At 62.9% G+C, this 26778-nt stretch carries 26 protein-coding genes, 1 rRNA gene and 1 riboswitch; of the genes, 19 read left to right on the plus strand and 8 right to left on the minus strand.

What is annotated here, in order from left to right:
- A 16S ribosomal RNA gene (locus ASN89_RS21470) occupies positions 1 to 156 on the minus strand; the annotation flags it as partial.
- 488 nt (positions 157 to 644) lie between these two features.
- Between ASN89_RS21470 and cobT the strand changes: the two genes are divergently transcribed.
- The 13 genes from cobT to ASN89_RS21535 all read left to right on the plus strand — a co-directional run bounded on the left by cobT (position 645) and on the right by ASN89_RS21535 (position 13514).
- A complete protein-coding gene (gene cobT, locus ASN89_RS21475) occupies positions 645 to 1685 on the plus strand; it encodes a nicotinate-nucleotide--dimethylbenzimidazole phosphoribosyltransferase (RefSeq protein WP_058050697.1) in 1041 nt (346 codons plus the stop codon).
- A gap of 4 nt (positions 1686 to 1689) precedes the next feature.
- On the plus strand, positions 1690 to 2496 hold the full coding sequence (locus ASN89_RS21480) for an adenosylcobinamide-GDP ribazoletransferase (RefSeq protein WP_058050698.1): 807 nt from the start codon (positions 1690 to 1692) through the stop codon (positions 2494 to 2496).
- A 6-nt stretch (positions 2497 to 2502) separates the two neighbouring features.
- Positions 2503 to 3057, plus strand: coding sequence for a histidine phosphatase family protein (locus tag ASN89_RS21485; RefSeq protein ID WP_046683329.1), 555 nt, complete (start codon positions 2503 to 2505; stop codon positions 3055 to 3057).
- A 44-nt stretch (positions 3058 to 3101) separates the two neighbouring features.
- A riboswitch (cobalamin riboswitch) is annotated at positions 3102 to 3344 on the plus strand.
- A gap of 129 nt (positions 3345 to 3473) precedes the next feature.
- Positions 3474 to 5345, plus strand: coding sequence for a TonB-dependent receptor domain-containing protein (locus ASN89_RS21490; protein WP_058050699.1), 1872 nt, complete (start codon positions 3474 to 3476; stop codon positions 5343 to 5345).
- Positions 5346 to 5434: 89 nt separating this feature from the next.
- Positions 5435 to 6460, plus strand: a complete 1026-nt coding sequence (locus ASN89_RS21495) for a FecCD family ABC transporter permease (protein WP_058050700.1) — start codon at positions 5435 to 5437, stop codon at positions 6458 to 6460.
- A gap of 7 nt (positions 6461 to 6467) precedes the next feature.
- On the plus strand, positions 6468 to 7241 hold the full coding sequence (locus tag ASN89_RS21500) for an ABC transporter ATP-binding protein (RefSeq protein ID WP_058050701.1): 774 nt from the start codon (positions 6468 to 6470) through the stop codon (positions 7239 to 7241).
- Complete coding sequence (gene cobO / locus ASN89_RS21505) at positions 7238 to 7870, plus strand: cob(I)yrinic acid a,c-diamide adenosyltransferase (protein WP_058050702.1); 633 nt, start codon at positions 7238 to 7240, stop codon at positions 7868 to 7870. The genes ASN89_RS21500 and cobO overlap by 4 nt, the downstream gene beginning before the upstream one ends.
- 7 nt (positions 7871 to 7877) lie before the next feature.
- The gene (cobU, locus tag ASN89_RS21510) at positions 7878 to 8444 is read left to right on the plus strand and encodes a bifunctional adenosylcobinamide kinase/adenosylcobinamide-phosphate guanylyltransferase (RefSeq protein ID WP_058050703.1); all 567 of its coding nucleotides are present in this window, start codon (positions 7878 to 7880) and stop codon (positions 8442 to 8444) included.
- Positions 8438 to 9391, plus strand: a complete 954-nt coding sequence (cbiB, locus tag ASN89_RS21515; protein ID WP_058050704.1) for an adenosylcobinamide-phosphate synthase CbiB — start codon at positions 8438 to 8440, stop codon at positions 9389 to 9391. Before cobU ends, cbiB begins: the two co-directional genes overlap by 7 nt.
- The gene (cobD, locus tag ASN89_RS21520; protein ID WP_058050705.1) at positions 9384 to 10370 is read left to right on the plus strand and encodes a threonine-phosphate decarboxylase CobD; all 987 of its coding nucleotides are present in this window, start codon (positions 9384 to 9386) and stop codon (positions 10368 to 10370) included. Before cbiB ends, cobD begins: the two co-directional genes overlap by 8 nt.
- Positions 10367 to 11260, plus strand: coding sequence for a cobalamin-binding protein (locus ASN89_RS21525; RefSeq protein WP_058050706.1), 894 nt, complete (start codon positions 10367 to 10369; stop codon positions 11258 to 11260). Before cobD ends, ASN89_RS21525 begins: the two co-directional genes overlap by 4 nt.
- Positions 11257 to 12063 carry an ABC transporter substrate-binding protein gene (locus ASN89_RS21530; protein ID WP_058050707.1) on the plus strand — a complete coding sequence of 269 codons (807 nt, stop codon included), beginning with the start codon at positions 11257 to 11259 and terminating at the stop codon, positions 12061 to 12063. The genes ASN89_RS21525 and ASN89_RS21530 overlap by 4 nt, the downstream gene beginning before the upstream one ends.
- The gene (locus tag ASN89_RS21535; RefSeq protein ID WP_058050708.1) at positions 12060 to 13514 is read left to right on the plus strand and encodes a cobyric acid synthase; all 1455 of its coding nucleotides are present in this window, start codon (positions 12060 to 12062) and stop codon (positions 13512 to 13514) included. The genes ASN89_RS21530 and ASN89_RS21535 overlap by 4 nt, the downstream gene beginning before the upstream one ends.
- A gap of 66 nt (positions 13515 to 13580) precedes the next feature.
- On the opposite strand, the gene ASN89_RS21540 is transcribed toward ASN89_RS21535, so the two are convergent.
- Positions 13581 to 14732, minus strand: coding sequence for a hypothetical protein (locus ASN89_RS21540; RefSeq protein WP_152988644.1), 1152 nt, complete (start codon positions 14730 to 14732; stop codon positions 13581 to 13583).
- 199 nt (positions 14733 to 14931) lie between these two features.
- On the opposite strand from ASN89_RS21540, the gene ASN89_RS21545 reads away from it, so the two are divergent.
- From ASN89_RS21545 to yacG, 6 genes are all read left to right on the plus strand, one after another.
- On the plus strand, positions 14932 to 16404 hold the full coding sequence (locus ASN89_RS21545) for a DHA2 family efflux MFS transporter permease subunit (RefSeq protein ID WP_046683341.1): 1473 nt from the start codon (positions 14932 to 14934) through the stop codon (positions 16402 to 16404).
- 73 nt (positions 16405 to 16477) lie between these two features.
- Positions 16478 to 17674, plus strand: coding sequence for a type II secretion system F family protein (locus ASN89_RS21550; protein WP_058050710.1), 1197 nt, complete (start codon positions 16478 to 16480; stop codon positions 17672 to 17674).
- Between the two features lie 105 nt (positions 17675 to 17779).
- Positions 17780 to 18649, plus strand: coding sequence for a prepilin peptidase (locus ASN89_RS21555; RefSeq protein WP_058050770.1), 870 nt, complete (start codon positions 17780 to 17782; stop codon positions 18647 to 18649).
- A gap of 33 nt (positions 18650 to 18682) precedes the next feature.
- Entirely contained in the window at positions 18683 to 19330 is a 648-nt protein-coding gene (coaE, locus tag ASN89_RS21560) for a dephospho-CoA kinase (protein ID WP_058050711.1), read from the plus strand.
- Positions 19331 to 19392: 62 nt separating this feature from the next.
- Entirely contained in the window at positions 19393 to 20148 is a 756-nt protein-coding gene (gene zapD, locus ASN89_RS21565) for a cell division protein ZapD (protein WP_034748811.1), read from the plus strand.
- Between the two features lie 18 nt (positions 20149 to 20166).
- On the plus strand, positions 20167 to 20358 hold the full coding sequence (gene yacG / locus ASN89_RS21570; protein WP_034748814.1) for a DNA gyrase inhibitor YacG: 192 nt from the start codon (positions 20167 to 20169) through the stop codon (positions 20356 to 20358).
- Between the two features lie 18 nt (positions 20359 to 20376).
- Here yacG and ASN89_RS21575 read toward each other — a convergent pair whose 3' ends face one another.
- From ASN89_RS21575 to secA, 6 genes are all read right to left on the minus strand, one after another.
- Positions 20377 to 20793: a type II toxin-antitoxin system VapC family toxin gene (locus ASN89_RS21575; RefSeq protein WP_058050712.1), complete on the minus strand. Its 417-nt coding sequence runs from the start codon at positions 20791 to 20793 to the stop codon at positions 20377 to 20379.
- Between the two features lie 3 nt (positions 20794 to 20796).
- Complete coding sequence (locus tag ASN89_RS21580; protein ID WP_034748820.1) at positions 20797 to 21006, minus strand: FitA-like ribbon-helix-helix domain-containing protein; 210 nt, start codon at positions 21004 to 21006, stop codon at positions 20797 to 20799.
- Between the two features lie 120 nt (positions 21007 to 21126).
- Positions 21127 to 21549, minus strand: a complete 423-nt coding sequence (locus ASN89_RS21585; protein WP_058050713.1) for an NUDIX domain-containing protein — start codon at positions 21547 to 21549, stop codon at positions 21127 to 21129.
- A complete protein-coding gene (locus ASN89_RS21590; protein WP_058050714.1) occupies positions 21546 to 22427 on the minus strand; it encodes an ATP-binding protein in 882 nt (293 codons plus the stop codon). The genes ASN89_RS21585 and ASN89_RS21590 overlap by 4 nt, the downstream gene beginning before the upstream one ends.
- Complete coding sequence (gene argJ / locus ASN89_RS21595) at positions 22424 to 23662, minus strand: bifunctional glutamate N-acetyltransferase/amino-acid acetyltransferase ArgJ (RefSeq protein WP_058050715.1); 1239 nt, start codon at positions 23660 to 23662, stop codon at positions 22424 to 22426. Before argJ ends, ASN89_RS21590 begins: the two co-directional genes overlap by 4 nt.
- Positions 23663 to 23816: 154 nt before the next feature.
- Positions 23817 to 26585, minus strand: coding sequence for a preprotein translocase subunit SecA (secA, locus tag ASN89_RS21600; protein WP_046683346.1), 2769 nt, complete (start codon positions 26583 to 26585; stop codon positions 23817 to 23819).
- Positions 26586 to 26778 lie beyond the last annotated feature (193 nt).

Here is a 26778-nt window from a genome sequence, read left to right on the forward strand (position 1 = left end):
TTTCGCTACGTTATCCCCCACTCTAGGGTACGTTCCGATATATTACTCACCCGTTCGCCACTCGCCACCAGAGCAAGCTCCGTGCTGCCGTTCGACTTGCATGTGTAAGGCATGCCGCCAGCGTTCAATCTGAGCCAGGATCAAACTCTTCAGTTTAATCTCTGTTTAATGTCATTTCTGACAGGCCGGACAGTATCACTACCATCCAAATCTTTTGCATTGCAAAAGATTTGCTCACTCAAAAAACTGACAGGCTACTTCCGAAGAAGTATCCTATTTCATTATTTCTTGTGAACATTTGATATTTTAAGTATTACGATAATCCGAAGATCATCGCTGCACTACATCAAATGCCCACACTTATCGACTGTTAATTGTTAAAGAACTGTATTCGGTACTGCTTTCGCGCTATCGACAAAGCGTTGTGTTTGTCAGCTGCGAAGAAGGAAGATTATGAAGCGTTTGCAGCATTTCGTCAACCTTCTTTTTTCTCGTCTCATTCAGCATTTGCATGCGTCGTTCAGCGAGGGGGCGAATTATAGCCTTGGCCCGAACGCCCCGCAAGCGCTAATTTGCAGTTGGGCAAATATTGCTGTGTGATATCGTAGCACCGACAATCCCCTGCCTCATCCACCCTGATTCCCATGCCTATCCCACACATTACCTCTACCGCCAATCCCACCCTGTCCAGCGCACTCGAACATGCCATCAATAGCAAGACCAAGCCGCTGGGCAGCCTCGGCATGCTGGAAACCCTGGCCCATCAGATCGGCCTGATCCAGCAGAGCACGCAACTGGCATTGCACCAGCCTGCCATCATCGTTTTCGCGGCCGACCATGGCGTCGTCGCCGAAGGCATTTCCGCCTACCCGCAAAGCGTAACCTGGCAAATGGTGGAGAACTTCCTCGGCAACGGCGCCGCCATCAATGTCTTTGCCCGCCAGGCCGATTGCGCCTTATATATAGTAGACGCCGGCGTGAACCATGATTTCGGCCCGCGCGACGGCTTGCTCGACCGCAAGCAAGGCCCCGGCACCCGCAACTTTGCCAAAGAACCCGCCATGGGCGAGGAACAATGTCTGGCCGCCATGCAGGCAGGGATGAACCTTGTCGCCACCCTGGAAGGGAATGTGCTGGGCTTTGGCGAAATGGGCATCGGCAATACCACGGCCGCCGCCGCACTGATGCACAAGCTGACGCGAACACCGGTCGCCGACTGCGTGGGCGCCGGTACCGGCCTGTCGAAGGAAGGCATATTGCACAAGCAGCAGGTGATCGAGGCGGCTGTCGCCCATCATGCGACAGTCAATGAGCCGCTCGACGTGCTGGCCACCTTTGGCGGTTTCGAGATCGCCATGATGGCCGGCGCCATGCTCAAAGCGGCCGAACGGCGCATGATTTTGCTGATCGACGGCTTCATCGTCAGCAGCGCTGTGCTGGTGGCAGCCCGTTTACAGCCGGCCATCCTCGATTACTGCGTGTTTTCGCACTGCTCCGATGAAAACGGCCACCGCCAGTTGCTGGCCGGCCTGGGCGCGCGTCCACTGCTGCAGCTCGATTTGCGCCTCGGTGAAGGCACGGGTTCGGCGCTGGCCTTGCCGCTGCTGCACGCGGCCGTCAATTTCATGCGCGAGATGGCGACGTTTGCCTCGGCCCAGGTCAGCGAAAAGTCCACGCCAGACTAAGACCATGGCCAATCCCGTTTCCGCCGCCATCCATCAGTGCCGCCTGTTCTTTATCGCGCTGCAGTTCTTCACGCGACTGCCCATCCCGCGCTGGGTGGGCTTCCAGCCAGCCTGGCTGCAGCACGCTTCGCGCTACTTTCCATTGGTCGGCGTCGTGGTGGCGTCCATTTCCGGCGCCGTGTATCTGCTGGCCAGCTGGCTCCTGCCTTCGGCGGTGGCCGTGCTGCTGGCCGTCGCCGCCGGCATTTACCTGACGGGCGCCTTTCATGAAGACGGCTTCGCCGACATGTGCGACGGTTTCGGCGGCGGCCTGACACGCGAGCGGGTGCTGGAAATCATGAAGGATTCGCGCATCGGCGCGTATGGCGCCATCGGCATCCTGTGCCTGCTGGCCATCAAATGCGCGGCGCTCGTTTCGCTGCCGCCTGCCAAGGTGGTCGCCACCTTATTCATCGCCCATCCGCTCTCGCGCCTGGTCGCCGTCTCGCTGATCTGGGCCATGGATTATGCACGCGACGAAGGCAAGGCCAAGCCGATGGCGCAGGAAATGACCACGGGTGAATTCATCATCGCCACCGTCTGCGGCCTGTTACCCGCCATCGCCTGCGGCCTGCTGGGAATATTCTATTGGGCCACGCTGGTCTTTGCCATCGTGGCGGCGGCAGCGGCCGCATTCTGGCTGGGCCGCAAATGCCAGCGCCGCCTGCAAGGCTATACGGGCGACTGCCTGGGCGCCGTGCAGCAGGTGGCGGAAGTAGCGATTTACCTGGCCATCCTGTCAAGTTTTCAACCTCCATTGCGCTTCTACTGAACAAGCATGCGCCTGATCCTCGTTCGCCACCCCACGCCGCAGGTGACCAGCGGCACCTGCTATGGCCGCAGCGACGTGGCGGTGGCGCCGCACGAAATGGCCACCGTGCGCGCCAGCCTGCAAGCGACTTTACCGGCCGGCGTTCCGCTCTACGCCAGTCCCCTGCGCCGCTGCGCCAATCTGGCGTCAGCAATGGCGCAAGACTTGCCTTCCAGCGCCCTGCACCTTGACGCGCGGCTGGCGGAAATGGATTTTGGCGCCTGGGAAATGCAGCCCTGGCACGCGATTGCGCGCGCGGACATCGATGCCTGGGCGGCCGACCTGGCCTGGTACCGGCCCGGCGGGGGCGAGAATGTGCTGGCGATGGCCGCCCGCGTCGATGCGTTTTTAGGTGATCTGTTGCGCGAACAACACGAAACGGCGATCATCATCTGCCATGCGGGCACCATCCGCCTGCTGTCGGCACTGCAAGCGCGGCTACCATTGGAGGAAACGGCGCTGCTGGCCGCCCGTTCCGCCCATAAAATCGCCTACGGTGCGACGGTCGTCGTCGATTTCTGATATCGAATCGTCCAGCCAGCCATTTCAGTCCACGTCCGCTGCACGTATAATGGCGGGGTTTTGGTGCCCGCGCTCATGTCCATGAGCGCAGTTAAACGGGAAACACGATGCCGCGCTCGCGGCGAACGTGTGCTGCCCCCGCAACGGTAAGCAAGTGTCGCCCCTCCCGACAGGACGCGGGCGACAAGCTATCTCTGACAACCACTGTGCTTGCAATCATCGAGCATGGGAAGGTGGGATAGCCGCACTTGCCAGCCCGGATACCGGCCAGGACAGGTGGAAGTGTGCGAACGGGGATGTTCGCGATCCGAATGGCCCCCTGTGGCCATCTTCGATCGTCATCTTCAGTTCCCACTTCTGTTCAATCTGGCCTACGGGGACGTCGGCTGGTTGCATATTACTTACTGAAAATTATCATGACCCATGCTGTTTCCCGCCACGCGGCGCTCACGTCGCTCGCGCTAGCCATTGCCGCGCCTGCCGCTTTCGCCCAAGCCACGCCAGACACCTTCGATCCTGTCGTCGTCACCGCCAGCCGCTACCCGCAACACCTGAGCGAAGTATTGAGCGATACGCAGACCATCAGCTCGGACGACATCGCGCGCTCGGGCGCCAGCTCGATTGTCGACCTGCTACAAAAACAACGCGGCATCGAAGTGGCGCGCAACGGCGGCGCAGGCACCGCGGCCAGCGTCTTCATTCGCGGCGCGAACAGCAACCAGAATATCGTGCTGGTTGACGGCGTGCGCATTGGTTCGTCCACCTTGGGTACGGCCAACTGGAGCGCCCTGCCCCTTTCCAGCATCGACCACATTGAAATCGTCTACGGCCCACTGAGCACCATGTACGGTGCGGACGCCATCGGCGGCGTGATCCAGATCTTCACGAAGAAAGGCGACGGCGCCACGCGCGTCTCTGCTTTCGCCGGTTACGGCAGCAACAACACGCGCCAGGTCGAAGCCCAGGTGGTAGGTTCCACCGGCGGTCCGAACAGCTTCAGCTATGCGCTGGCGGCTGGCAAGGAAAAATCGGATGGCTTCTCGGCTTCGAAGATCGGTGCATCGCCTGAGTACACCTACAATCCGGACAAAGACGGCTACGACAAGGAAAGCTTCAGCGGCCAGTTCGGCTATCAGATGGCCAAGGGCCATGAAGTCGGCCTGGTCCTGTTGAACAGCAAGCTGAAAGCCCAGTACGACGCGGGCCCTGGCTACGATGCGCGCAGCAACCAGAAACTGGAAAACATTTCGGTCTTCACGAAGAACGAATTCCTGCCCAACTGGACCAGCGAACTGCGTTATGCGGAAGCACGCGACAAGTCGGGCGACGACAGCAGCGCCGACTCGTGGGGCAAGAGCCAGATCGACACCAAGCAGACCGATATCACCTGGCAGAACGACATCCGCATCGGACGCGACAATCTGCAGCTGCTGGCCAGCTACCGTGATGAAGACGTCACGTCGAGCAGCACGCCGGAAGTCACGGGCGCACGCCATACCAAGTCCTTCGCAGCGGCGTACAACATGGTGCGCGGCGCGCATCTGTTCAACATCAGCGGCCGCAGTGACGACAGTTCCGCATTCGGCACGCACAACACGGGCAGCGTCGCCTACGGCTACCGCATCACCAACGCACTGCGCGCCAGCGCCAGCTACGGCACCAGCTTCCGCGCACCGACCTTCAATGAACTGTACTACCCAGGCTATGGCCTGGCGACGAACAAGCCGGAACAGGGCCGCAACGTCGAAGTGGGTCTGCGTTACGACGACGGCGTGTCGAAACTGAGCGCCAGCTACTACCACAACAAGGTCACCGACCTGCTGGTCAATACCTCGCCTTGTCCCGATCCGCTGTTCACCGGCTACGGCTGCGCCTACAACGTCAACAAGGCGCTGCTGGAAGGCCTGACGATCGCGGGTGCACGCAAATTTGGCGCGTTCAACGTCAGCGGCAATATCGACCTGCAAGATCCACGCGATGAAACCAAGGACAAGCAACTGGTACGCCGCGCCAAGAAACACGCCAACTTCGCCGTCGACTACACGCTGGGCGCGCTGACCTCGGGTGCCGAATGGCAGCTGTCGGGCAAGCGTTTCGACGATGCCGCCAACAAGAACGTCCTGGGCGGCTATGGCCTGGTCAATCTGTACGCCACCTACCAGTTCGCCCGCGACTGGTCGGTGCTGGCACGCTGGAACAATATCGCCAACAAGGACTACGAACTGGCCCGCTTCTACGCGACACCAGGCTCGAAAGTCTTCGTCGGTGTGCGCTACGGCATGAAATAAGCACGTCGTAATGATGTAAGCTGCGGGCGATGACATTGTTGTCATCGCCCGCAGATGCAGTTCTGCAGTCCCCGTTTTTAAGGCAGTACATGCACCCATTTTTCCGCAATATGCGCCACCGCGCCACCGTGATCATCACGGTGCTGATCGTGTGCGCGATTGCCAGCCTGATTTTCTCCGGCATGATCGGTTCGATCGCCATTCCGCTCGCCGACCTGCCTTCCGCCCTGCTCCATGCCGTACAGGGCAAGACCGACACCCTCGCCGCCACCCTGCTCGAGCTGCGCCTGGGCCGCGCGCTGACCGCCTTTGTCACCGGCGCGGCGCTGTCGCTGGCCGGCCTGATGATGCAGGCTCTCCTGCGCAATCCCTTGGCCGACCCGTATGTGCTGGGTATTTCCGCCGGCGCCTCCGTTGGCGCGCTGGCCGCGCTGCTGTTCATGTGCGCGCTGTGGGTGGTCGATGCGGCCGCCTTTGTCGGCGCCGTCGGCGTATCCATGCTGCTGTACTTCTTTGCCCGGCGCGACCTGCGCGGCGGCACGGCGGCCGAAGGCGGCGCCTCGCTCTTGCTGCTGACGGGCGTCATCCTGGCCTCGGCCTGCATGGCCATCGTCACCCTGATGCTGTCCATTGCCCCGGAAAGCCGCTTGCGCAGCATGGTGTTCTGGATGATCGGCGACCTGTCCGGCGCGCCTGCGCGGATGATGCCGTGGCTGGTCCTGGCCGGCGCCATGATCTTTGCCTTGCGCTGCGCGCGCTCGCTGAACGTCATGGCGTTGCACGCGGAAGCGGCCAGCACGCTGGGCGTGCGCGTGGGCGCCCTGCGCAAGGGACTGTTCTTCTGTTCCGGCCTGCTCACGGCCAGCGCCGTCACCAGCGCCGGCAGCGTGGGTTTCGTCGGCCTGATCGTGCCGCATGCGCTGCGTTTTGCCTGTGGTCCCGACCACCGCCTGCTGATCCCCGCCGCCGCACTGGCCGGCGGCACTTTCCTCGTACTGGCCGATACCTTGGCGCGCACCGTGCTGGCGCCATTGCAATTGCCCGTCGGCGTGGTGACAGCCATGATAGGCGCGCCCGTCTTCCTGTACCAATTGCACCGCTTGCGCAGGGGATGAAACAAGCATGATACGCACCTACCAACTCGGCTTGAAGGCGGGCACGCGCTCCCTCGTGGAAAACCTCATCTGGCAAATCAGGGATGGCGAATGCTGGAGCGTGATCGGCCGCAATGGCGCCGGCAAAAGCACTTTGCTGCGCACCCTGGCCGGCTTGCGCGAACCCGATACCGGCCACGTGACGATACAGGGCCGCGCCCTGATCGACTGGCCATTGGAAGAGCTGGCGCGCGAACGGGCCTTCCTGGCGCAGGCGCGCCATGACGCGTTCTCGTACCGCGTCATCGAAACGGTGCTGTCGGCGCGCCACCCGTATCACGACAATCACTATTGGGAAGGCAGCGACGACCAGCGCATCGCCCTTACGGCGCTGGCCTCGATGGAAGTGGAGCACCTGGCCGAGCGCGACGTGCGCAGCCTGTCCGGCGGCGAACGCCAGCGCGTGGCGATCGCCGCCATGCTGGCGCAGGATACGCCCTTGCTGCTGCTCGATGAACCGGCCAACGCGCTGGACCTGGCGCACCAGGTCAGCGTCATGGGCCTGCTGTCGAAACTGTGCCGCGAACAGAATAAAACCGTGGTGATGGTGGGGCATGACCTGAACCTGGCGCACAGCGTCTCGACCCACGCGCTGCTGCTGATGGGCGACGGCGGCTGGCTGGCCGGTCCCGTGGCGGACGTGATGCAGGCGTCTATCCTGGGCGACTACCTGGGCCACCCTATCGAGATCATCGACCACGGCAAACGCAAGATATTCATACCAAAAGAGGATCAACAATGAGCGATACCAAACCTGCAGACGCGGACACCGCCGCCATCAACGAGCGCCACCGCGTACGCATGGAGCGCAAGAAGGCCATCATCGACGCGGCCATCGCCAAGGCCGACAAGGAAATCGGCATCATCATCGTCAACACGGGCAATGGCAAAGGCAAGAGTTCGAGCGGCTTCGGCATGGCTATCCGCGCCATGGGTCACGGCATGAAAGTGGGCGTGGTGCAGTTCATCAAAGGCGCCATGTCGACGGGCGAAGAGAAATTCCTGCGCCGCTTCCCCGACGAAATCAGTTTCCATGCGATGGGTGAAGGCTATACCTGGGAAACACAGAACCGCGAACGCGACATCGAAAAAGCAGAACTCGCATGGGAGCAGGCGAAGACCTTCCTGGCCGACCCAAGCTACGGCCTGGTGCTGTTCGATGAACTCAATATCGCCCTCAAGTACAACTACCTCGACGTGCATAAAGTCATCGCCGACCTGCTGGAACGCCCGGCCATGCAGCACGTGGTCATCACGGGCCGCGGCGCGCCCGATGAATTGATCGCAATCGCCGACACCGTCACCGAAATGGCCGTCGTCAAGCATGCGTATGCGGCCGGCATCGGCGCACAAATCGGCACCGAGTGGTAACAGCGCCATGACGCGCACCCTGGTCTTCGGCGGCGCCCGTTCCGGCAAGAGCGCCCATGCGGAAAAGCTGGCCCGCGAGTCCGGCAAGGAAGTGATCTACCTCGCCACCGCGCAGGCGGACGATGGCGAAATGGCCACGCGCATCGCGCATCACCGTGCGCAGCGCCCAGCCGGGTGGGTGACTATCGAAGAACCGCTGCGCCTGGGCGACGCCATCCTGCGCGAAGCACGGCCCGGCCGCCTGCTGCTGGTCGACTGCCTGACCCTGTGGCTGACGAACCTGATGTTTTCCACTGGAGAGACGTATCCGGACGTGGGTGACATCGCCCTGCCCGAGCGGTTCCACAGCGAGCGCGCGCACCTGCTGTACGCGCTGGCCGAAGTCGAAGACACCGGCTGTGATCTTGTACTGGTCTCGAACGAAGTAGGCATGGGCATCGTACCCTACGGCGCCATCTCGCGCTGCTTCACCGATGAAGCGGGCCGCTTGAACCAGGCCGTGGCGGCCGTGTGCGACAAGGCCGTCTTTGTCGCCGCCGGCCTGCCGCTGTACCTGAAAGGCGGCCCATGCTGAGCGGTCTGTCGCTGCCCATGCTGGCCGCCTTGATGACGGCCGGCGTGCTGCTCGACATGCTGCTGGGAGAAACGCGCCGCTGGCATCCGCTGGTCGGCTTTGGCCGCCTCGCCAGCGCACTCGAGCACCTGCTGAACCGGGGCCGTCGCCGTTTCCTGCGCGGCGCGCTGGCGTGGACACTGGCCGTGCTGCCCATCAGCTATGCCGCCTACTGGCTGTGCGGCCTGGCCGGTGCGGCGCTCCACGTCTTCCTGCTCTATCTTTGCCTCGGCTTGCGCAGCCTGCGCGACCACAATCAACCGATCGCCGACGCCCTGGCCGTCGATGACCTGGACAGGGCGCGCCTGCTGACGGCGCGCATCGTCAGCCGCGACACGGCCAATGCCGACGCGGCCAGCCTGGCCAAGGCCAGCACGGAATCCTTGCTGGAAAACGGCAACGATGCAGTCTTCGGCACCCTGTTCTGGTTTGCCGTGGCGGGCGGCCCCGGCGCCGTGCTATTCAGGCTGGCCAACACCCTCGACGCCATGTGGGGCTACCGCAACGAACGCTACGACTGGTTCGGCTGCTGCGCCGCGCGCATCGACGACGTCTTGAATTACCTGCCGGCGCGCCTGACGGCCCTGTCGTATGTCTTGCTGGGCAAGAGCATGGCAGACAAACAGCGCGCGTGGCATTGCTGGCGCACACAGGCCCCCAATTGGGGCAGTCCGAACGCGGGGCCCGTGATGGCCAGCGGCGCCGGCGCCCTGGGCCTGGCTTTGGGCGGCGACGCCATCTACGACGGCGAACTGGAACGCCGCCCGCCACTGGGTGCCGGCCGGCCCGCAGAAGCGCGCGACATCGACCGCGCCTGGCGCCTGGTGGCCGAAACGGCCGTCCTGTGGCTGATCTGGGTGGCGCTGCTGGCGGGCCTGTACTACCTGAAGGGGAAATACCTTGCTTGAACATGGCGGCAACCTGCGCGACGCCGCGCGCGAATATGGCAGACCACTGGCCGACTGGATCGACCTGTCGACGGGCATCAACCCGCACTGGTATGCGGCGCCAGCACCCGACGCCAACGCCTGGCACCGGCTGCCGGAAGCCGACCCCGCGCTGGCCGCTGCCGCCTGCGCGTACTACGACGCGCCGGCCATGCTGCCGGTCGCGGGCACGCAGGCCGCCATCCAGGCCCTGCCCCGGCTGCGCGCACCGTCGCGCGTGGTGGTGGCCGCGCCGTCGTATGCGGAACACGCGCACCACTGGGGCCAGCATGGTCACGAATTACGCCAAGTGCCGTATGCGCAGCTGGCCGATGCCGTGGACCATTGCGAGGTACTGGTCGTCTGCAACCCGAACAATCCCACAGGCGAGCGCATCGCCCCGGCACTGCTGCTGGAGTGGGTAGGTAAATTGGCCGCGCGCGGCGGCTGGCTGGTGGTCGATGAAGCGTTTGGCGACACGGAAACGCACGCCAGCCTCGGTCCGCACACGGGCCAGCCAGGACTGATCGTACTGCGTTCGGTGGGCAAATTCTTTGGCCTGGCGGGACTGCGCCTGGGCTTTGTCGCCGCCAGTCCCGCGCTGCTGGCACAACTGGCCGACATGCTGGGGCCATGGACCGTCAGCGGCCCGGCGCAGCAGGTGGCGCTGGCCGCGCTCACCGACACGCACTGGCAGGGCGCGATGCGCGAACGCCTGCGCGGCGAAGGCCAGCGCCTGCGCCAGCTGTTGGCCGCGCACGGCATCGCCAGCAGCGGCACGGCGCTGTTTCAATGGTGGCCGGAAGCACGCGCCGAAGCGTTCTGGCGCCACATGGCGGAATCGGGCATCTGGGTACGCCTGTTCCGCCATGCCGCCCACGGCATCCGCCTTGGCCTGCCCCCCGACGAACACGCCTGGCTGCGCCTGCAGCAGGCCCTCACCACATGGAAACACACATGAAAATCATATCGCTGCTGCTGGCTGGATTGATCTCGTTGCAGGCGCACGCCGCCATCACCGTGCGCGACGATGACGGCAATGTCGTCACCGTGGAAAAACCGGCACAGCGCATCCTGGCGCTGGCGCCGCACGTGACGGAACTGCTGTTCGCAGCCGGCGGCGGCGAGAAGATCGCCGGCGTCGTCAGCTACAGCGACTACCCGGAAGCGGCCAAGAAAATTCCTCAGGTCGGTGACAACCGCCAGTACGACATGGAACGCATCATCGCCATGAAGCCGGACCTGATCGTCGTGTGGATGCATGGCAGCGCCGAACGCCAGATCGCCATGCTGCGCCAGTTGAAGGTGCCGATCTATCACAGCGAACCGCGCAAGCTGGCCGATATCCCCCACAGCATGGAGCGCCTGGGCCAGTTGATGGGTACGGAAAAAACCGCCAAACCGGCCGCCGCCCAGCTGCGCGCGAAACTGGCCAGCCTGACGGCGCAATACGCGCAGCGCCCGCCCGTGCGCGTGTTTTACCAGGTGTGGGACAAACCTTTGTATACCTTGAGCGGCGCGAGCATCATCAGCGACTCGATGCGCCTGTGCGGCGGCCAGAATGTGTTCGCCGCGATGAAGGTGGTGGCGCCCGTCGTCACGCCCGAAGGCGTGCTGCAGGAAGATCCGGAAGTCATCTTCGGCACCAGCGAAAAAAGCGATCCGCGCAGCGAAGGCGGCCTGGCCATGTGGCGCGCCTTCCCGTCGATGACGGCCGTGCGCAAAAATAACCTGTTCCGCCTGAATGGCGATTTGCTGAACCGCGCCGGCCCGCGCATGATCGAAGGCACGGCCGCCATGTGCGAACAGCTGGAAATGGCGCGCCAGCGCCGCACCAAGGCTGCTCAATGAGTCACTACCAGCGCATCGCCTGTTTATCGACGGAAGCCGTGGAGACGCTGTACGCGCTGGGCGCCGAAGACACGATCGCCGGCATCTCCGGCTTTACCGTGCGACCGCCCCGCGCGCGTGAGGAAAAGACCAAGATCAGCGGCTTTTCGTCCACGAACCTGGAACGCATCCTGGCAGTGAAACCGGACCTCGTGATCGGTTTTTGCGACATGCAGGCCGATATCTGCCGCGACCTGGTCAAGGCCGGCATCGAAGTGCACCAGTTCAACCAGCGCACGGTGGACGGCATCCTGCGCATGATCGCCGTGCTGGCCGCGCTGGTGCAGCGCGAGGAGGCGGGCAACGCATTGATCGCCAGCCTGCGCGCGGACATCGCCGCCGCCCGCACACGCGCCGCCGCCTGGACGCGCAAGCCCGTGATTTACTTTGAAGAGTGGAACGATCCCCTGATGAGCGGCATCGGCTGGGCGGCGGAACTGATCGGAATCGCTGGCGGCACGGACGCCTTCCCGGAACTGTCCGCCCATCCGGGCGCGAAGGAACGCATCATCGCCGATCCCCATGACGTGGTCGCGCGCGCACCCGACATCATCCTCGCCAGCTGGTGCGGCAAGAAGTTCCAGCCGGCGCAACTGGCGGCACGCCCGGGCTGGGATACGATTCCCGCCGTACGCAATGACATGCTGTTCGAGATCAAGTCGCCCGACATCCTGTCGCCAGGCCCGGCGGCGATTACCGAAGGGCTGCGCCAGATCAGCGACATCATCGCGCAGTGGCAAAACTGGCAGGAGCGGGAAACATGAAGAGTCCCTTCACCGCCCTGATGGTGCAAGGCACGACGTCGGACGCGGGCAAGAGCACCGTCGTCGCGGCCCTGTGCCGCTTGCTGAAACGCCGTGGCGTGACGGTAGCGCCGTTCAAGCCGCAAAACATGGCCTTGAATAGCGCCGTGACAAGCGACGGCGGCGAGATCGGCCGCGCGCAAGCCTTGCAGGCGCTGGCCTGCGGCATCGCGCCGCACACGGACATGAATCCGGTGCTCTTGAAACCGTCGTCGAACACGGGCGCGCAAGTGATCATCCACGGCAAGGTGCGCGCCGAGATGGATGCGCGCGACTACCAGCAATATAAAACCGTCGCCATGGGCGCCGTGCTGGAATCGTACGCGCGCTTGCGCCAGCAGTACGACGCCGTCGTCGTCGAAGGCGCGGGCAGCCCGGCCGAAGTCAACCTGCGTGCGCGCGACATCGCCAACATGGGCTTTGCCGAAGCCGTCGACTGCCCCGTGATCCTGGTGGCCGACATCGACCGGGGCGGCGTGTTCGCGCACATTATCGGCACCCTGGAGTGCCTGTCCGACAGCGAACGGGCACGCATCGTCGGTTTCGTCATCAACCGCTTTCGCGGCGACATCTCGCTGCTGCAACCAGGCATCGAGTGGCTCGAGCAGCAAACGGGAAAACCCGTGCTGGCCGTGCTGCCATATCTGCAAGAACTGTTCCTCGACGCGGAGGATGCCGTCGAAGCGATGCAGGCCGAACGGGGCGCTTTCAAGGTGGTGGTGCCGCAACTGCCGCGCATCAGCAACCACACGGACTTCGACGCGCTGCGCGCCCACCCCGAGGTCGATCTGCAGTTCATCCAGCAAGGGCAACCGATTCCAGCGGCCGACCTGGTGATCCTGCCCGGCAGTAAAAACACGCGCGGCGACCTGGCTTGGCTGCGGCAGCAAGGCTGGCCCGAATATCTGGCGAAACACCTGCGCTACGGCGGCAAGGTGCTGGGCATTTGCGGTGGCTTCCAGATGCTGGGGCAAAGCGTGCGCGATCCGCTGGGCGTGGAAGGCGCAGCGGGAGAGTCCAAGGCGCTGGGCCTGCTCGACATGGTGACGGAGCTGACAAGCGACAAGCGGCTGGAACAGGTGAGCGGCCACTGCGCGTTTGCCGGCGCGGCCGATGCGCGCGTGTCAGGCTATGAAATCCACATGGGCGTCTCGCATGGCGCGGCGCTGGCGCAGCCGGCCTTTGTCATCGATGGGCGGCCGGAAGGCGCCGTGTCAGGCGACGGACAAATCCTCGGCAGCTATTTGCACGGCATGTTCGACACGCCCGCCGCGTGTTCGGCGCTGCTGCGCTGGGCGGGACTGGACTCCGGCCACATGGTGGATACCGCCGCCCTGCGCGAGGCCAGCCTGGAGCGGATTGCCGACGCGGCGATACCGTTGATGGATGCGCTGGAACGGCTGCCACGCTGATGGCGGTGTCGGGTTACGCCGTACCGGCTAACCCGACCTACTCACACAGGCACGTGGCAGCATCCCTTAATTTTTCAGGCACGTACCCATATACGAGCGGTCGGTCGAGAATTCGACCGCCATGCTCGACGACACCGGCATGAACATCGAATAATCCGCCGGCACGTCGGCCGGGTCCTTGAACACGGCGATGCCATCGAAATCGACAGCTTGCGCGCCCAGGCCCAGCTTGTTGACAGCGATGGTTTCCGCGTGCGTCTTGCCGGCGGTGTTGTTGGTGATGGTGGCGGTGCTGCCGGCCACGACGATCTTCGCGCTGATGCCCGGCGCCGCGCAGGCGTAGCTGCCGGCGATTTCGGCGCCGATCTTTTGCTGTTTGGCCGCCACGATGGTGCCCACGCGCAGCACGTTCTGCTGGTTGCGGCTGTAGCGGTCGATGAACAGCGCCAGCCCCCGGTCCCCCGCGTGCACGTGGACGATGCCGAAGTCCTGGTCACCCTGGCGGGCAATTATCAGGCCGCGCGCCGCGTCACGGACCAAAGTCAGGCTGGCGTTTTCCGCTTCCAGCTGTGGAGATACCGCGGAGCACGCGCCTTGCGCATTGAACACGCCGCCATTGCACAGTTGCGCGCTGCCATCGGCCGCCACCTTGAGGCTGCCTTTCGGATTGAAACGGTCGCCGCCGTTCGATGCATTGCGCATGGCGCCCAGGAAAATATAGCTGCCAGCCAGCCTGGTCACGTCGGTGGCGGCATAGCCGCTGCCGCTGACGCTGGAATTCATGCCGCCCAGTTTCACAGTCCCCGTCAGCAAGCGCGTGCGCGCGTCGACGCTCAGGCTCAAATCGGTGCCAGTATATGTGGTGATATTGCCGGTGGTCGTGGCGCTGAACGTGCCGCTGCGGTCGCTCAAGCCGAATTGCGTCGACAGGACCTTGATGCTGAACGTTTTTTTGGCGTTGTCGAACGTGATGCGCCATGTGTCGCCGATATCGGCGGCCACGTCATACACGCTTTCATCGGCGCTGGCGCCGGCGATGACGGCCAGGCCAGCCTCCTTGGCCACGGCGGCTGACGCCACGGCCACGCTGTCGGCGGAAACGACGGGCGTGACCACGACAGGTGGCATGACCGGTGCTGCCGGCGTGCCGCCATCGCTGCCGCCACCGCATGCGGACAGGGCCGCACCGAGGACAAGGAAGGTAAGTGCATTTTTCATGTGGTGTGACTTTCGGGGAAGGAAGAGGCCGGAAAACACATGCTAGCCGTGTACGCAATCTATTGCCATAGAACAAATGTTCCATGGACTCTATCTCCGGCACACTGGCAAAATGAAGGGCGCGGGCGGCACAGCTGCGCCATTTATGTGACAATTCGTCGTACTGTCGGCTCCGTTTTTCCTCCTCAGGCTCGCATCCATGACCAGTTCCCCGATTAAAAGCTACCTTCCCTGGGTGGTCGCCACCGCCCTGTTCATGGAGCAACTCGACTCCACCATCGTCAACACCGCCATCCCCGCCATGGCCGCCAGCCTCAACGTGACGCCGCTGAGTCTGAAGGCCGTCGTCACCAGCTACATCCTGAGCCTGGCCGTGTGCATTCCCATCAGCGGCTGGATGGCCGACCGTTTCGGCACGCGGCGCGTGTTTTCCGCCGCCGTTGCCATCTTTACCATCGCCTCCATCCTGTGCGGCCTGTCCGTGAATGCGCCCATGCTGGTGGCCGCACGCCTGCTGCAAGGGGTGGGCGCGGCCATGATGATGCCGGTGGGCAGGCTCACCATCATCCGCACCTTTCCCAAGTCGCAATTGCTGGCGGCCATGAACTTCGTCATCATCCCCGCCCTGATCGGCCCCTTGCTGGGTCCCACGGTGGGCGGGCTGATCGTGCACTGGCTGTCGTGGCGCGAGATTTTCTTCGTCAACGTGCCTGTCGGCCTCGTGGCGCTGTACCTGGCGCACCGCTACATGCCCGATTACTATGGCGACAAGCCCCGTCCGCTGGACCTGATCGGCCTGGTGCTGTTCGGCACGGGCATCGCGCTGCTGTCATGGCTGCTGGAAATCTTCGGCGAACACCGCATCGACGGCACCTCGTTCGCCGTGCTGCTGTTCATCTCCATCAGCCTGCTGGCCGCGTATGCCTGGCATTCGAGCGAAGTGCTGCATCCGCTGCTGCGCCTGACCCTGTTCAAGATCCGCACCTTCCGCGTCTCCGTGGTGGGCGGCTTCGTCACGCGTCTGGGCGTGGGCGGCCTGCCCTTCCTGTTGCCGTTGCTGTACCAGCTGGGCCTGGGTTTGCCCGCGTGGCAATCGGGCTTGCTGATGATGCCGTCGGCCGCGGCCGCCATGGGCATGAAATTCATTTCCGCGCGCGTGCTGGCCCGCTTCGGCTACCGTCAGGTGCTGATCGTCAACACCGTACTGATCGGCGTCACCATCGCCATGTTTTCGCAGGTGGGCGTGGGCACGCCCCTGTACGTGATCGTCGCCATCAGCCTGTGCATGGGTTTTTTCAATTCGCTGCAGTTTTCCAGCATGAACACCATCGCGTATGCCGACGTCGACAAGGCCGATTCCAGCATGGCCAGCACCATCGCCAGCTCGATGCAGCAACTGTCGATGAGCTTTGGCCTCGCCTTCGGTTCGCTGATCACGGGCTGGTACCTGGGCGACATGCCGCAGTCGGACCGCGCCATGCTCAGCACGGCCCTGCACCACGCCTTCCTCACCCTGGCAGCCTTGACGGTGCTGTCTTCGCTGACGTTCTGGACCTTGCGCCGCGACGATGGCGAAAGCATCAGCAAGGGCACGGACAGCGACGAGGAAGATGCGGCCGACGTGAAGGCCCAGGCCGTTGTGCAGACGGAAGTGCAAACCACGAAAGGCTGAGCCACATCAAGCTTGCCGCCAGCACCGCTGGCGCTTCTGCCTGCCGCTGCTACCGTGACGGCAGGAGGTGCACATGGCGGCCGAACGGCGCTTTGCGTGGAAGGGCACGGACCGCCATGGCAAGGCGGTCGATGGCATCTTGCGCGCGGCCGACGCCACCGCGGCCAAGGCCGCGCTCAGACGCCAGGGCATCCTTGCCAGCAAGGTAAAAGCCCCGCGCGCCGCGCCCGGAAAGGCCATCACGCGCAAGGATATCGCCCTGTTCACGCGCCAGTTGTCGACCATGATGGCGGCCGGCGTGCCGCTGCTGCACGCCTTCGACATCGCCGGCAAGGGCCATGCCAAACCCGCCGTCACGGAGCTGATGCACGACTTGCGCCACGACATCGAAGCGGGCAGCAGCCTGCAGCAGGCATTCCGCCAGTTCCCCCTGCTGTTTGACGAGCTGTATTGCAACCTGCTGGCGGCGGGCGAGCAAGCCGGCATCGTGCAGGACTTGCTGGCGCGCCTGGCCACGCACCAGGAAAAGGCCATCGCCCTGCGGCGGCAAGTGCGCGGGGCGCTGATGTATCCGCTGGTCATCGTCCTCGTCGCCATCGTCGTCACGGCCATCATCATGAGCGTCGTCGTGCCCGCCTTTCGCCAGGTCTTCGACAGCTTCGGCGCCCCGTTGCCGCTGCCCACCCTCGTCGTCATGGGCGTGTCCGCCTTCCTCGTGCATTACTGGCTGGCCTTGCTGGCAGCGCTCGTGCTCGTTTGCGTGCTGCTGCACCTGGCCTGGCGCCGCTGGCCCGCCTTGCGGCGCAACTTGCAACTGCGGGCATTGCACCTGCCCGTGTTTGGCCCGCTTCTGCGCAAGGCGGCGATCGCCCGCTGGACGCGCACCCTGGCCGCCATGTTCGCCGCCGGCGTGCCGCTGCTCGACTCGCTCGGCCTCGTGGGCGCCGCTTCCGGCCACGCGCTGTACCAGGAAGCAACGATACGCATCGAACGCGAAATCCGCGCCGGCGGCAGCCTGGCCCTGGCCATGGAACACAGCGGCGTGTTTCCCCCGTTGCTGACGCAACTGGCCCTCATCGGGGAGGAGTCGGGCGCGCTCGACGCCATGCTGTCGCGCGCGGCCGATATCATCGAGACCGACATCGACGCCACCGTGACCACGCTCTCGGCCCTGCTGGAACCGGCGCTGATGGTGGTGCTGGGCGTGCTCGTCGGTTCGCTCGTGATCGCCCTGTATTTGCCGATTTTCAAGCTGGGGGCCGTGATTTGAAGATCGAACCACGCAAAACGTCCCCATGCGCTGGCAGATGTTTTACACTGCGGCAGTGCCAGGCAATGTTTGCGCGGCAACATCATCACCTCAGATAATTCCACCATGCTGCAAGATACCCTGCTGTTCGCCGCGCCCGGCAACCTGCCCGTCGCCCTCGTTGCCTCCTTGTTCGGCCTGATCGTCGGCAGCTTCCTCAACGTGGTGATCCACCGCGTGCCGAAAATGATGCAGCGCGATTCCGACAATTACGTGGCGGAAGAAAGCGGTTTGCCCTTGCCGCACACGGACCGCTACAACCTGATGCTGCCGCACTCGAACTGCACCGCCTGCGGCCACCGCATCACGGCCATGGAAAACATCCCCGTCATCAGCTACCTGCTGCTGCGCGGCAAATGCAGCGCGTGCAAGGCGCCGATTTCCGTGCGCTATCCGCTCGTCGAGCTGCTGACGGGTGCGCTGTCGGCCCTCCTGATCTGGCACTTCGGCAGCGGCTGGACAGGTCTCGCCACACTTGTATTTGCCTGGCTGCTGATCGCCATGACCTTCATCGATGCCGATACGCAAATGCTGCCGGACGACCTCACCTTCCCCCTGCTGTGGGCCGGCTTGCTGGTCAATATCAACGGCACTTTCGTGCCGTTGCAAGACGCCGTCATCGGCGCGGCCGCCGGTTACCTGGCACTGTGGGCCGTGTACTGGGCCTTCAAGCTGGCGACAGGCAAAGAGGGAATGGGCTATGGTGACTTCAAATTGCTGGCGGCGCTCGGTGCGTGGCTGGGCTGGACCATGCTGCCGACGATCATCCTGTTGTCGTCGCTGGTGGGCGCCGTGGTCGGCATCGGCCTGATCGTGTTTGCCAAGCGCGGGCGCGACAAACCGATTCCGTTCGGCCCCTATCTCGCGGCGGCGGGTTTGATCGCGCTGCTGTACGGCACGCCCCTGTCGCGCCTCACGCTAGGCCTGACCGGCTGACCGGCGCAGCACTGCGCCCCTATGGATAAATACATGCAACTACACAACGTCCCTTATTTCAGCGTCGGACTCACCGGCGGCATCGGTTGCGGCAAGAGCACGGTGGCCGACATGTTCGCCGCGCGTGGCGCCTCCATCGTCGATACCGACCAGATCGCCCACAGCCTGACGGCGCCCAATGGCGCGGCCATGCCGGCCCTGGTGGCGGAATTTGGCGCCGACTACGCCGATGCGCGCGGCGCCCTCGACCGCACAAAAATGCGCAACCTCGTGTTTTCCGACGCCGCGGCCAAGGCGAAACTGGAAGCCATCCTGCACCCGCGCATTCGCCAGGCCACCTTGGCGGCGGCCGAAGCAGCGACGGGCAGCTACGTGATCTTTGCCGTGCCCCTGCTCGTCGAGTCCGGTGGCTGGGTGGAACGGGTCAACCGGGTAATGGTCATCGATTGCCTGGAAAGCCTGCAAGTGTCGCGCGTGATGGCGCGCAATGGCTTATCGGAAGAACAAGTCAAAGCCATCATGGCCACGCAGGCGACACGTGCCATGCGCCTGGCGGCGGCGGACGATGTGATCGACAATAATGGCGATTTGGCGTCCCTGGCACCGCAGATTGCCCAGTTGCACGATTTATATCTGGCATTTTCAAAAAGAATGGCTGGAATGGCCCCGCAACGTTTGTAATTTGTCGACGCTTGGTTCAAAATCACGGGATTGTTTGCAGGTCCTTACTTAAGGGAATTATTTTGATTGTCTACGAATACCCTTTCAACGAACGCATACGTACCTTGTTGCGGCTGGAAGACCTGTACGACAAATTCAAGTTCTTCATCCAGCAAGAGCATGCAATGCAACACCATGTTGCCTTGGCAACTATTTTCGATATGCTCGAAGTGGCGGGCCGCGCCGACCTGAAGTCCGACCTGCTGCAGGAACTCGAGCGCCAGCGTCAGAGCCTGCTCGGCTACCGCAGCAATCCGAACGTGGAACCGGAAACCCTGGACGCCATCCTCGGCGAACTCGATAGTGTCAGCGGCGCCCTCGTGGCGGCACAAGGCAAGACGGGCCAGAATATCCGCGACAATGAATGGCTGATGAGCATCCGCGGCCGCACCATCATCCCGGGCGGCGCCTGCGAATTCGACTTGCCGTCGTACTTTGCCTGGCAAAAACGCAGCTCCGAACAGCGCCTGACCGATATCCACGCGTGGTTTGCCCCGCTGGCGCCCCTGTTCGATGCGCTGGCCCTCGTCTTGCGCCTGCTGCGCGATTCCGGCGGACCCGTTAAACTGATCGCCAATGGCGGAAGCTACCAGCAAATGCTGCAAGGCAAGGTGTACCAGATGCTGCGCCTGAGCCTGGATGAAAACAGCGGCGCCATCCCGGAAATTTCCGCCAACAAATACATGCTGTGGGTGCGCTTCACTACCCAGGGCGGCGACTTGAAACCCAAGCCGCTGGAAGAAGATGTCCCGTTCGAGCTCACGCTCTGTAATTTTTAACTGTTACTTATTTGCCCCATCATGACCGTCGTTAACTGCCCTACCTGTGCCGCCAAAGTCGAATGGACTGAAGCCAACAAATTCCGCCCCTTCTGTTCGGAGCGCTGCAAACAGATCGATCTGGGTGCCTGGGCCGAAGAGAAATACACGATTCCCGCCGCCGACCCGTTTGAAGATCCCCTTGCGGACGAAGACAACAAGCCGCAGTAAGCCTCAACGCAGTAAGCCTCAATTAAACGGATTTTCCAGGCGTAGCCCCTGCGCCGCGAAACTGTCCAGCCTGCCGCTGACCACCGTCAAGCCATAGGCGATGCCCATCGCCGCGATCTGTCCATCGACGCCATGCGCGTGGCCGCGGCCATGCAGGCGCGCGCACACGAGGGCGCAATCGAGGTCGAATTCCAGCAGCCGCGGCGCATATTCCGCCAGCACGGCTTCCAGCCAGCCTTCCAGCGCCAGTGCTTCCAGCGCCGCTTCGCGCCGCCAGCTGCACTGTATGCCTGCTCGCAACTGGGCGATCACCTGCACCGGCACATAGCGCGCCTCGGGCGCCACCCGCTCGAAAAAATCGGCCACGCCCGCCGGCGCTGCAGCCCCCTTGCGCGATGCAACGATCACATCCGTATCGAGCAGGTAAGCCGGCATGGCTCAGGGGCGGCGCTCGAAATCCGCATCGAACCCCACGTCAGGCATGCTGCGCAAAATATCGTCGAGCGGACGCTTCGGCAGCGGCCGCAAGGCGCTGCGCAGGATGTCGCGGTGCTCGTCTTCGATGCTGCGCCCATGCGCGCGGGCACGCTTGTGCAAGGCGGCAATCAGCAATTCATCGGTATCGGTAAAGGTCAGTGTCAGCGGCATGCGAGACTCCCCGGTGCGTGATGAAAGCACTGTAGCGCAAAGCGCCGACTATACAAGGAAAGTCACAGGAAAGCTTGCGCCAGCACGCAGCGTGATGCTGCCCGCTGGCACAAGTAGAGATCAGGCAGGCGCCAGCGATTCCCGGCGTACCTCATCTAACCATTCCAGCAGGGGAATGGTGGCCGGCAGCAAGGGTTCCACGCCGACCGTGCCCTGCCAGGCGAACGCCTGCCCTTCCAGGCTTTGCGGCTCGCCCCGCCACTCGCGGCTGATATAGAAATGCAAGCGCACATGGGCGTGCGGATACACATATTCGACGCCGCACCAGGCTTCGGCACTGTCGATATGCAAGCCCAGCTCCTCGACAAACTCGCGTTTCAAGGCGTCAAAAATGGCTTCGCCCGCTTCGACTTTACCGCCAGGAAATTCCCAATAGCCGTCATACGGCTTGCCGGCCGGGCGCTGGCCCAGCAGCACGTCGCCATTCGGCTTCATCAGGATGCCGACGGCGACATCGACCGGTTTCACTTTCACTTCGCTCATTGCGGCAGCTTTCCCGCAGGAAGTTTCCCCGCATAGTCGCGCGCGAATTGCCAGGCGACACGGCCCGAACGGGAACCGCGCTGCAAGGCCCAGCGCAAGGCGTCACCGCGCGCTGCCGCGATCTGTTCCTGGGTGCAGCCGAACGACGCGAGCCAGTGCGCCGCGATATCGAGGTAATCATCCTGCTTGAACGGGTAGAACGACAGCCACAGGCCAAAGCGTTCGGACAGCGAGATTTTCTCTTCCACCGTCTCGCCCGGATGCAGATCGCCATCGTCGTCCGTCTTGTAGCTCGTGTTGTCCGACATGCGTTCCGGCATCAGGTGACGGCGGTTCGAGGTGGCGTAGATCAGCACATTGTCCGATTGCGCGGCGATGCTGCCGTCGAGCGCCACTTTCAGCGCCTTGTAGCCGCTTTCGCCCTCTTCGAACGACAGGTCGTCGCAAAAGATGATGAAGCGCTCGGGACGCGCCGCCACCAGGTCGACGATGTCGGGCAAGTCCGCCAGATCGGCCTTGTCCACTTCGATCAGGCGCAAGCCTTGATCGGCAAACTGGTTCAGGCACGCCTTGATCAGCGAAGACTTGCCCGTGCCGCGCGCACCCGTCAGCAGCACGTTGTTGGCCGGACGGCTACTGACGAACTGGCGCGTGTTCTGCTCGATCTGCGCTTTTTGCGTGCCGATATTGTGCAAGTCGTCCAACGCGATGTTCGACACGTGGGCCACGGCCTGCAGGTAAGGAAGCGCGCCCTGGCGCCGGCGCCAGCGGAAGGCAAAGCTGTTCCAGTCGGTTGCCGGCAAGGCCGGCGGCAAGATCGACTCGAGGCGCGCCAGCACCCGCTCGGCGCGGATCAGGAATTGATCGAGGCCGGTCATGAGCGGTAGTCGGCGTTGATCGACACGTAGTCATGCGACAGGTCGCACGTCCACAGGGTGGCCATGGCATCGCCGCGCGCCAGCTTGACGCGGATGGTGATTTCGCTTTGCTGCATCACGCGCTGGCCATCCTGCTCCTGATAGTCGGGGTTGCGGCCGCCATTCTTGGCCACCCACACGTCGTCCAGGTACAGGTTCAGCTGGCCCACGTCCAGGTCGTCCACGCCCGCGTAGCCGATGGCGGCCAGGATGCGGCCCAGGTTTGGATCGGACGCGAAGAACGCCGTTTTCACCAGCGGCGAATGGGCGATGGAATAGGCGATCTTGCGGCACTCTTCCACGTTGCGGCCGTCTTCCACGGTCACCGTCATGAACTTGGTCGCGCCTTCGCCGTCGCGCACGATGGCTTGTGCCAGGAAGGTCGACAGTTCGGTGACGGCGGCGGCCAGTTCCGCATAGTGCGGCGAGTCGATGGAATCGATGACCAGGCTGCCGGCGCCCGTGGCCACCAGCATGAACGAGTCATTGGTGGACGTGTCGCCGTCGATGGTGATGCAGTTGAACGATTTGTCGGCCGCCTGTTTCACCAGCTGGTCCAGCACCGGTTGCGCCACGGTGGCGTCGAACGCGAGGAAACCGAGCATGGTGGCCATGTTCGGCTTGATCATGCCGGCGCCCTTGCTGATGCCCGTCAGGGTGACCGCGTGGCCACCGATGGTGACCGTGCGCGAGCCGGCTTTCGGCTGCGTATCGGTGGTCATGATGGCTTCGGCGGCCGAGAACCAGTTGTCCGATGTCAGCGCGGCCACGGCTTGCGGCAGGCCGGCGACCAGGCGCTGCACGGGCAAGGGTTCGAGGATCACGCCGGTGGAAAACGGCAGGATTTGCTGCGGCGTGCAGCCCAGCAGCTCGGCCAGCGCGGCGCAGCTGGCCTGCGCGTCGGCCAGGCCCGATTCGCCCGTGCCCGCATTCGCGTTGCCCGTGTTGACCAGCAGCGCGCGGATCGGCGCGGCGCCAGCCGTCACTGCGGCCAGGTTGGCTTTCGAAATTTGCACGGGCGCGGCGCAAAAGCGGTTCAGGGTGAACACGCCGGCCACGGTGGCCGTCGGCGCCAGTTTCAATACCAGCAAATCCTTGCGGTTGGGTTTCTTGATGCCGGCTTCGGCAACACCGATTTCAATGCCGGCGACGGCTTTCAAGTCGGCGGCGACGGGCTTGGGAGAATTGACGGCCATGGTGAGTTCTTCTGCGAGGGAAAATGGAAGCGCTATTGTAGCGCCTTCGCGGCGCCGGTGAACATGCGTGCCTACACATGCGCGCCCGCAAATTGAAAAGGCATAAAAAAACGGAGACCGCGGTCTCCGTTTTTGCTCAGGCTGTCAAACCGCCTTATGCCAGCTTGCCGTGGCAAGCTTTGTATTTTTTACCGCTGCCGCAAGGGCATGGATCGTTACGACCGACCTTGACGCCCATGCTCACGCTCATGTCGTCGACGTTGTCCATGTTGCCGCCGGCCACAGGCGCCAGCAGTTCTTCCGGCGCCGCGTTCGGGTCGAATTCGGCGTGCTGGTAGTGCACGTTTTCCACGTGCGACTGCTGCATCGCCTGTTCGGCCGCATCGACTTCTTCGCGCGACTGGATACGCACCGTCATCACGTGTTTCGTGACGTCGTTCTTGATCATGTCGAGCATCTGGCCAAACAGTTCAAACGCTTCGCGCTTGTATTCCTGTTTCGGGTTCTTCTGCGCATAACCACGCAGGTGAATACCCTGGCGCAGGTGATCGAGTGCCGCCAGGTGTTCACGCCAGTGGCTGTCCACGCTTTGCAGCATGACATTGCGTTCGAAGCCGCCAAACGATTCCTTGCCGACGATATCGATCTTCGACTGGTACACGGCATCGGCCGCAGCCAGCACTTTTTCCAGGATCTCGTCGTCTGTCAAGGTCGAATCAGCTTCCAGCAATTGCTGCAGCGGCAAGTCGAGCTGCCATTCGCTGGCCAGGGTGTTTTCCAGACCTTTGATATCCCACTGCTCTTCCACCGATTCGTGCGGCACGTACTCGTGCACCAGGTCGGTGAACACGCCATGGCGCAGCGAGCCGATCATTTCCGAGATATCGGTCGTTTCCAGCAGCTCGTTACGCTGCTGGTAGATCACTTTACGCTGGTCGTTGGCGACGTCATCGTATTCCAGCAATTGCTTGCGGATGTCGAAGTTGCGCGCTTCGACTTTGCGCTGGGCCGATTCGATCGAACGCGAGACGATGCCTGCCTCGATCGGTTCGCCTTCCGGCATTTTCAGACGGTCCATCACGGCGCGCACGCGGTCGCCGGCGAAGATGCGCAGCAGCGCGTCGTCGAGCGACAGGTAGAAGCGCGACGAACCCGGATCGCCCTGGCGGCCGGCACGGCCGCGCAGCTGATTGTCGACGCGGCGCGATTCGTGGCGTTCGGTGCCGATGATGTGCAAGCCGCCCGCATTGACCACGTGGTCGTGCAGGGATTGCCATTCATCGCGCAAGGTCTGCGACTGGGCTGCCTTGTCGGCGTCGCTCAGTTCAGCATTGGCTTCGATGAACTTGATCTGGTTCTCGACGTTACCGCCCAACACGATGTCCGTACCGCGACCGGCCATGTTGGTGGCGATGGTGATGGCTTTCGGACGGCCTGCCTGGGCGATGATTTCCGCTTCGCGCGCATGCTGCTTCGCGTTCAGCACATTGTGCGGCAAACCGGCCTTGGTCAGGATGCCCGACAGCAGTTCCGAGTTCTCGATCGAGGTCGTACCGACCAGCACGGGCTGGCCGCGCTCGTAGCAGTCGCGGATGTCGTTCAACATCGCGTTGTATTTTTCAGCCGACGATTTGTAGACCTGATCCTGACGGTCCTTGCGCTGCAGCGGACGGTTTTGCGGGATCACGACCGTTTCCAGGCCGTAGATTTCCTGGAATTCGTACGCTTCGGTATCGGCCGTACCGGTCATGCCAGCCAGCTTGGCGTACATGCGGAAGTAGTTCTGGAAAGTGATCGAGGCCAGGGTCTGGTTCTCGTTCTGGATCTTGACGCCTTCTTTCGCTTCGACGGCCTGGTGCAAGCCATCGGACCAGCGGCGGCCCGTCATCAGACGGCCCGTGAATTCATCGACGATCACCACTTCATTGTTCTGCACCACGTAGTGCTGATCCTTGAAGTACAGCGCATGCGCGCGCAGAGCCGCATACAGGTGGTGCACGAGCGTGATGTTGGCCGAATCGTACAGCGACGCGCCTTCCGGCAGCAGGCCCATCTCCATCAGGATGCCTTCGGCCTTTTCATGGCCGGCTTCCGTCAGCAGCACCTGGTGCGCTTTTTCATCCTTGGTGTAGTCGCCCGGCACGTCAACCTTGCCCTTGCCGTCCGGCGTTTCTTCGCCGATCTGCAAGGTCAGGCGCGCAGGCACTTCATTGATCTTGTGATACAGGTCCGTGTGGTTCTCGGCCTGGCCCGAAATGATCAACGGCGTACGCGCTTCATCGATCAGAATCGAGTCGACTTCATCGACGATGCCGAAGTTCAGGCTGCGCTGCACGCGTTCGCGCGCTTCGTAGACCATATTGTCGCGCAAGAAGTCGAAACCGAATTCATTGTTCGTGCCATAGGTGATGTCGGAGTTGTACGCCTGCTGCTTGGCGCTGTGCTCCATCTGCGACATGTTCACGCCCGTCGACAGGCCCAGCCATGCATACAGGCGGCCCATGGTCTCGGCATCGCGCTGCGCCAGGTAATCATTGACGGTGACGATATGCACGCCCTTGCCCGACAGGGCGTTCAGGTAGGCTGGCAAGGTTGCCATCAGGGTCTTGCCCTCGCCCGTGCCCATCTCCGCGATCTTACCGAAATGCAAGACCATGCCGCCGATCATCTGCACATCGAAATGGCGCATGCGCAGGACGCGCTTGCTGGCCTCGCGGCAGACGGCAAATGCTTCCGGCAACAAGGCATCGAGCGATTCGCCAGCGGCGATGCGTTCCTTGAAGGCAGGCGTTTTCGCTTGCAGCTCGGCATCCGACAGCTTTTCGATGGCCGGCTCGAGCGCATTGATCTCGCGTACCGTTTTTTGGTATTGCTTGAGCAGCCGCTGGTTGCGGCTACCGAAAATCTGGGTCAGTAATGACATGCTTGAATTCTTGAAAAAACGCCGTTAAAAAAAGCTCGGTAGGGAACAACGAGGTAGGTATCGCGTCACCGCACGGAGTTCGACTATGGCAAAAGACGATGATTTTATCATGCGTTCCCGACATGGTTGGGGTAATGCGCCATATAACAATAGCTTAATGACAAACAAATGGCAGAAATTGCGGACATTTTCC

Source organism: Janthinobacterium sp. Ant5-2-1 (assembly GCF_001445815.1).
Lineage (GTDB): Bacteria > Pseudomonadota > Gammaproteobacteria > Burkholderiales > Burkholderiaceae_D > Janthinobacterium > Janthinobacterium lividum_E.

Excerpts from the sequence above, each read along its gene's own strand:
- coaE (WP_058050711.1), top strand. The coding sequence starts at position 18,683 with ATGCAACTACACAACGTCCCTTATTTCAGCGTCGGACTCACCGGCGGC.
- cobT (WP_058050697.1), top strand. The coding sequence starts at position 645 with ATGCCTATCCCACACATTACCTCTACCGCCAATCCCACCCTGTCCAGC.
- ASN89_RS21480 (WP_058050698.1), top strand. The coding sequence starts at position 1,690 with ATGGCCAATCCCGTTTCCGCCGCCATCCATCAGTGCCGCCTGTTCTTT.
- ASN89_RS21525 (WP_058050706.1), top strand. The coding sequence starts at position 10,367 with ATGAAAATCATATCGCTGCTGCTGGCTGGATTGATCTCGTTGCAGGCG.
- cobO (WP_058050702.1), top strand. The coding sequence starts at position 7,238 with ATGAGCGATACCAAACCTGCAGACGCGGACACCGCCGCCATCAACGAG.
- ASN89_RS21485 (WP_046683329.1), top strand. The coding sequence starts at position 2,503 with ATGCGCCTGATCCTCGTTCGCCACCCCACGCCGCAGGTGACCAGCGGC.
- ASN89_RS21490 (WP_058050699.1), top strand. The coding sequence starts at position 3,474 with ATGACCCATGCTGTTTCCCGCCACGCGGCGCTCACGTCGCTCGCGCTA.
- ASN89_RS21535 (WP_058050708.1), top strand. The coding sequence starts at position 12,060 with ATGAAGAGTCCCTTCACCGCCCTGATGGTGCAAGGCACGACGTCGGAC.
- ASN89_RS21500 (WP_058050701.1), top strand. The coding sequence starts at position 6,468 with ATGATACGCACCTACCAACTCGGCTTGAAGGCGGGCACGCGCTCCCTC.
- cbiB (WP_058050704.1), top strand. The coding sequence starts at position 8,438 with ATGCTGAGCGGTCTGTCGCTGCCCATGCTGGCCGCCTTGATGACGGCC.
- ASN89_RS21550 (WP_058050710.1), top strand. The coding sequence starts at position 16,478 with ATGGCGGCCGAACGGCGCTTTGCGTGGAAGGGCACGGACCGCCATGGC.
- ASN89_RS21530 (WP_058050707.1), top strand. The coding sequence starts at position 11,257 with ATGAGTCACTACCAGCGCATCGCCTGTTTATCGACGGAAGCCGTGGAG.
- argJ (WP_058050715.1), bottom strand. The coding sequence starts at position 23,662 with ATGGCCGTCAATTCTCCCAAGCCCGTCGCCGCCGACTTGAAAGCCGTC.
- ASN89_RS21555 (WP_058050770.1), top strand. The coding sequence starts at position 17,780 with ATGCTGCAAGATACCCTGCTGTTCGCCGCGCCCGGCAACCTGCCCGTC.
- ASN89_RS21580 (WP_034748820.1), bottom strand. The coding sequence starts at position 21,006 with ATGCCGCTGACACTGACCTTTACCGATACCGATGAATTGCTGATTGCC.
- ASN89_RS21540 (WP_152988644.1), bottom strand. The coding sequence starts at position 14,732 with ATGAAAAATGCACTTACCTTCCTTGTCCTCGGTGCGGCCCTGTCCGCA.
- ASN89_RS21585 (WP_058050713.1), bottom strand. The coding sequence starts at position 21,549 with ATGAGCGAAGTGAAAGTGAAACCGGTCGATGTCGCCGTCGGCATCCTG.
- ASN89_RS21590 (WP_058050714.1), bottom strand. The coding sequence starts at position 22,427 with ATGACCGGCCTCGATCAATTCCTGATCCGCGCCGAGCGGGTGCTGGCG.
- ASN89_RS21495 (WP_058050700.1), top strand. The coding sequence starts at position 5,435 with ATGCACCCATTTTTCCGCAATATGCGCCACCGCGCCACCGTGATCATC.
- cobU (WP_058050703.1), top strand. The coding sequence starts at position 7,878 with ATGACGCGCACCCTGGTCTTCGGCGGCGCCCGTTCCGGCAAGAGCGCC.
- secA (WP_046683346.1), bottom strand. The coding sequence starts at position 26,585 with ATGTCATTACTGACCCAGATTTTCGGTAGCCGCAACCAGCGGCTGCTC.
- ASN89_RS21575 (WP_058050712.1), bottom strand. The coding sequence starts at position 20,793 with ATGCCGGCTTACCTGCTCGATACGGATGTGATCGTTGCATCGCGCAAG.
- ASN89_RS21545 (WP_046683341.1), top strand. The coding sequence starts at position 14,932 with ATGACCAGTTCCCCGATTAAAAGCTACCTTCCCTGGGTGGTCGCCACC.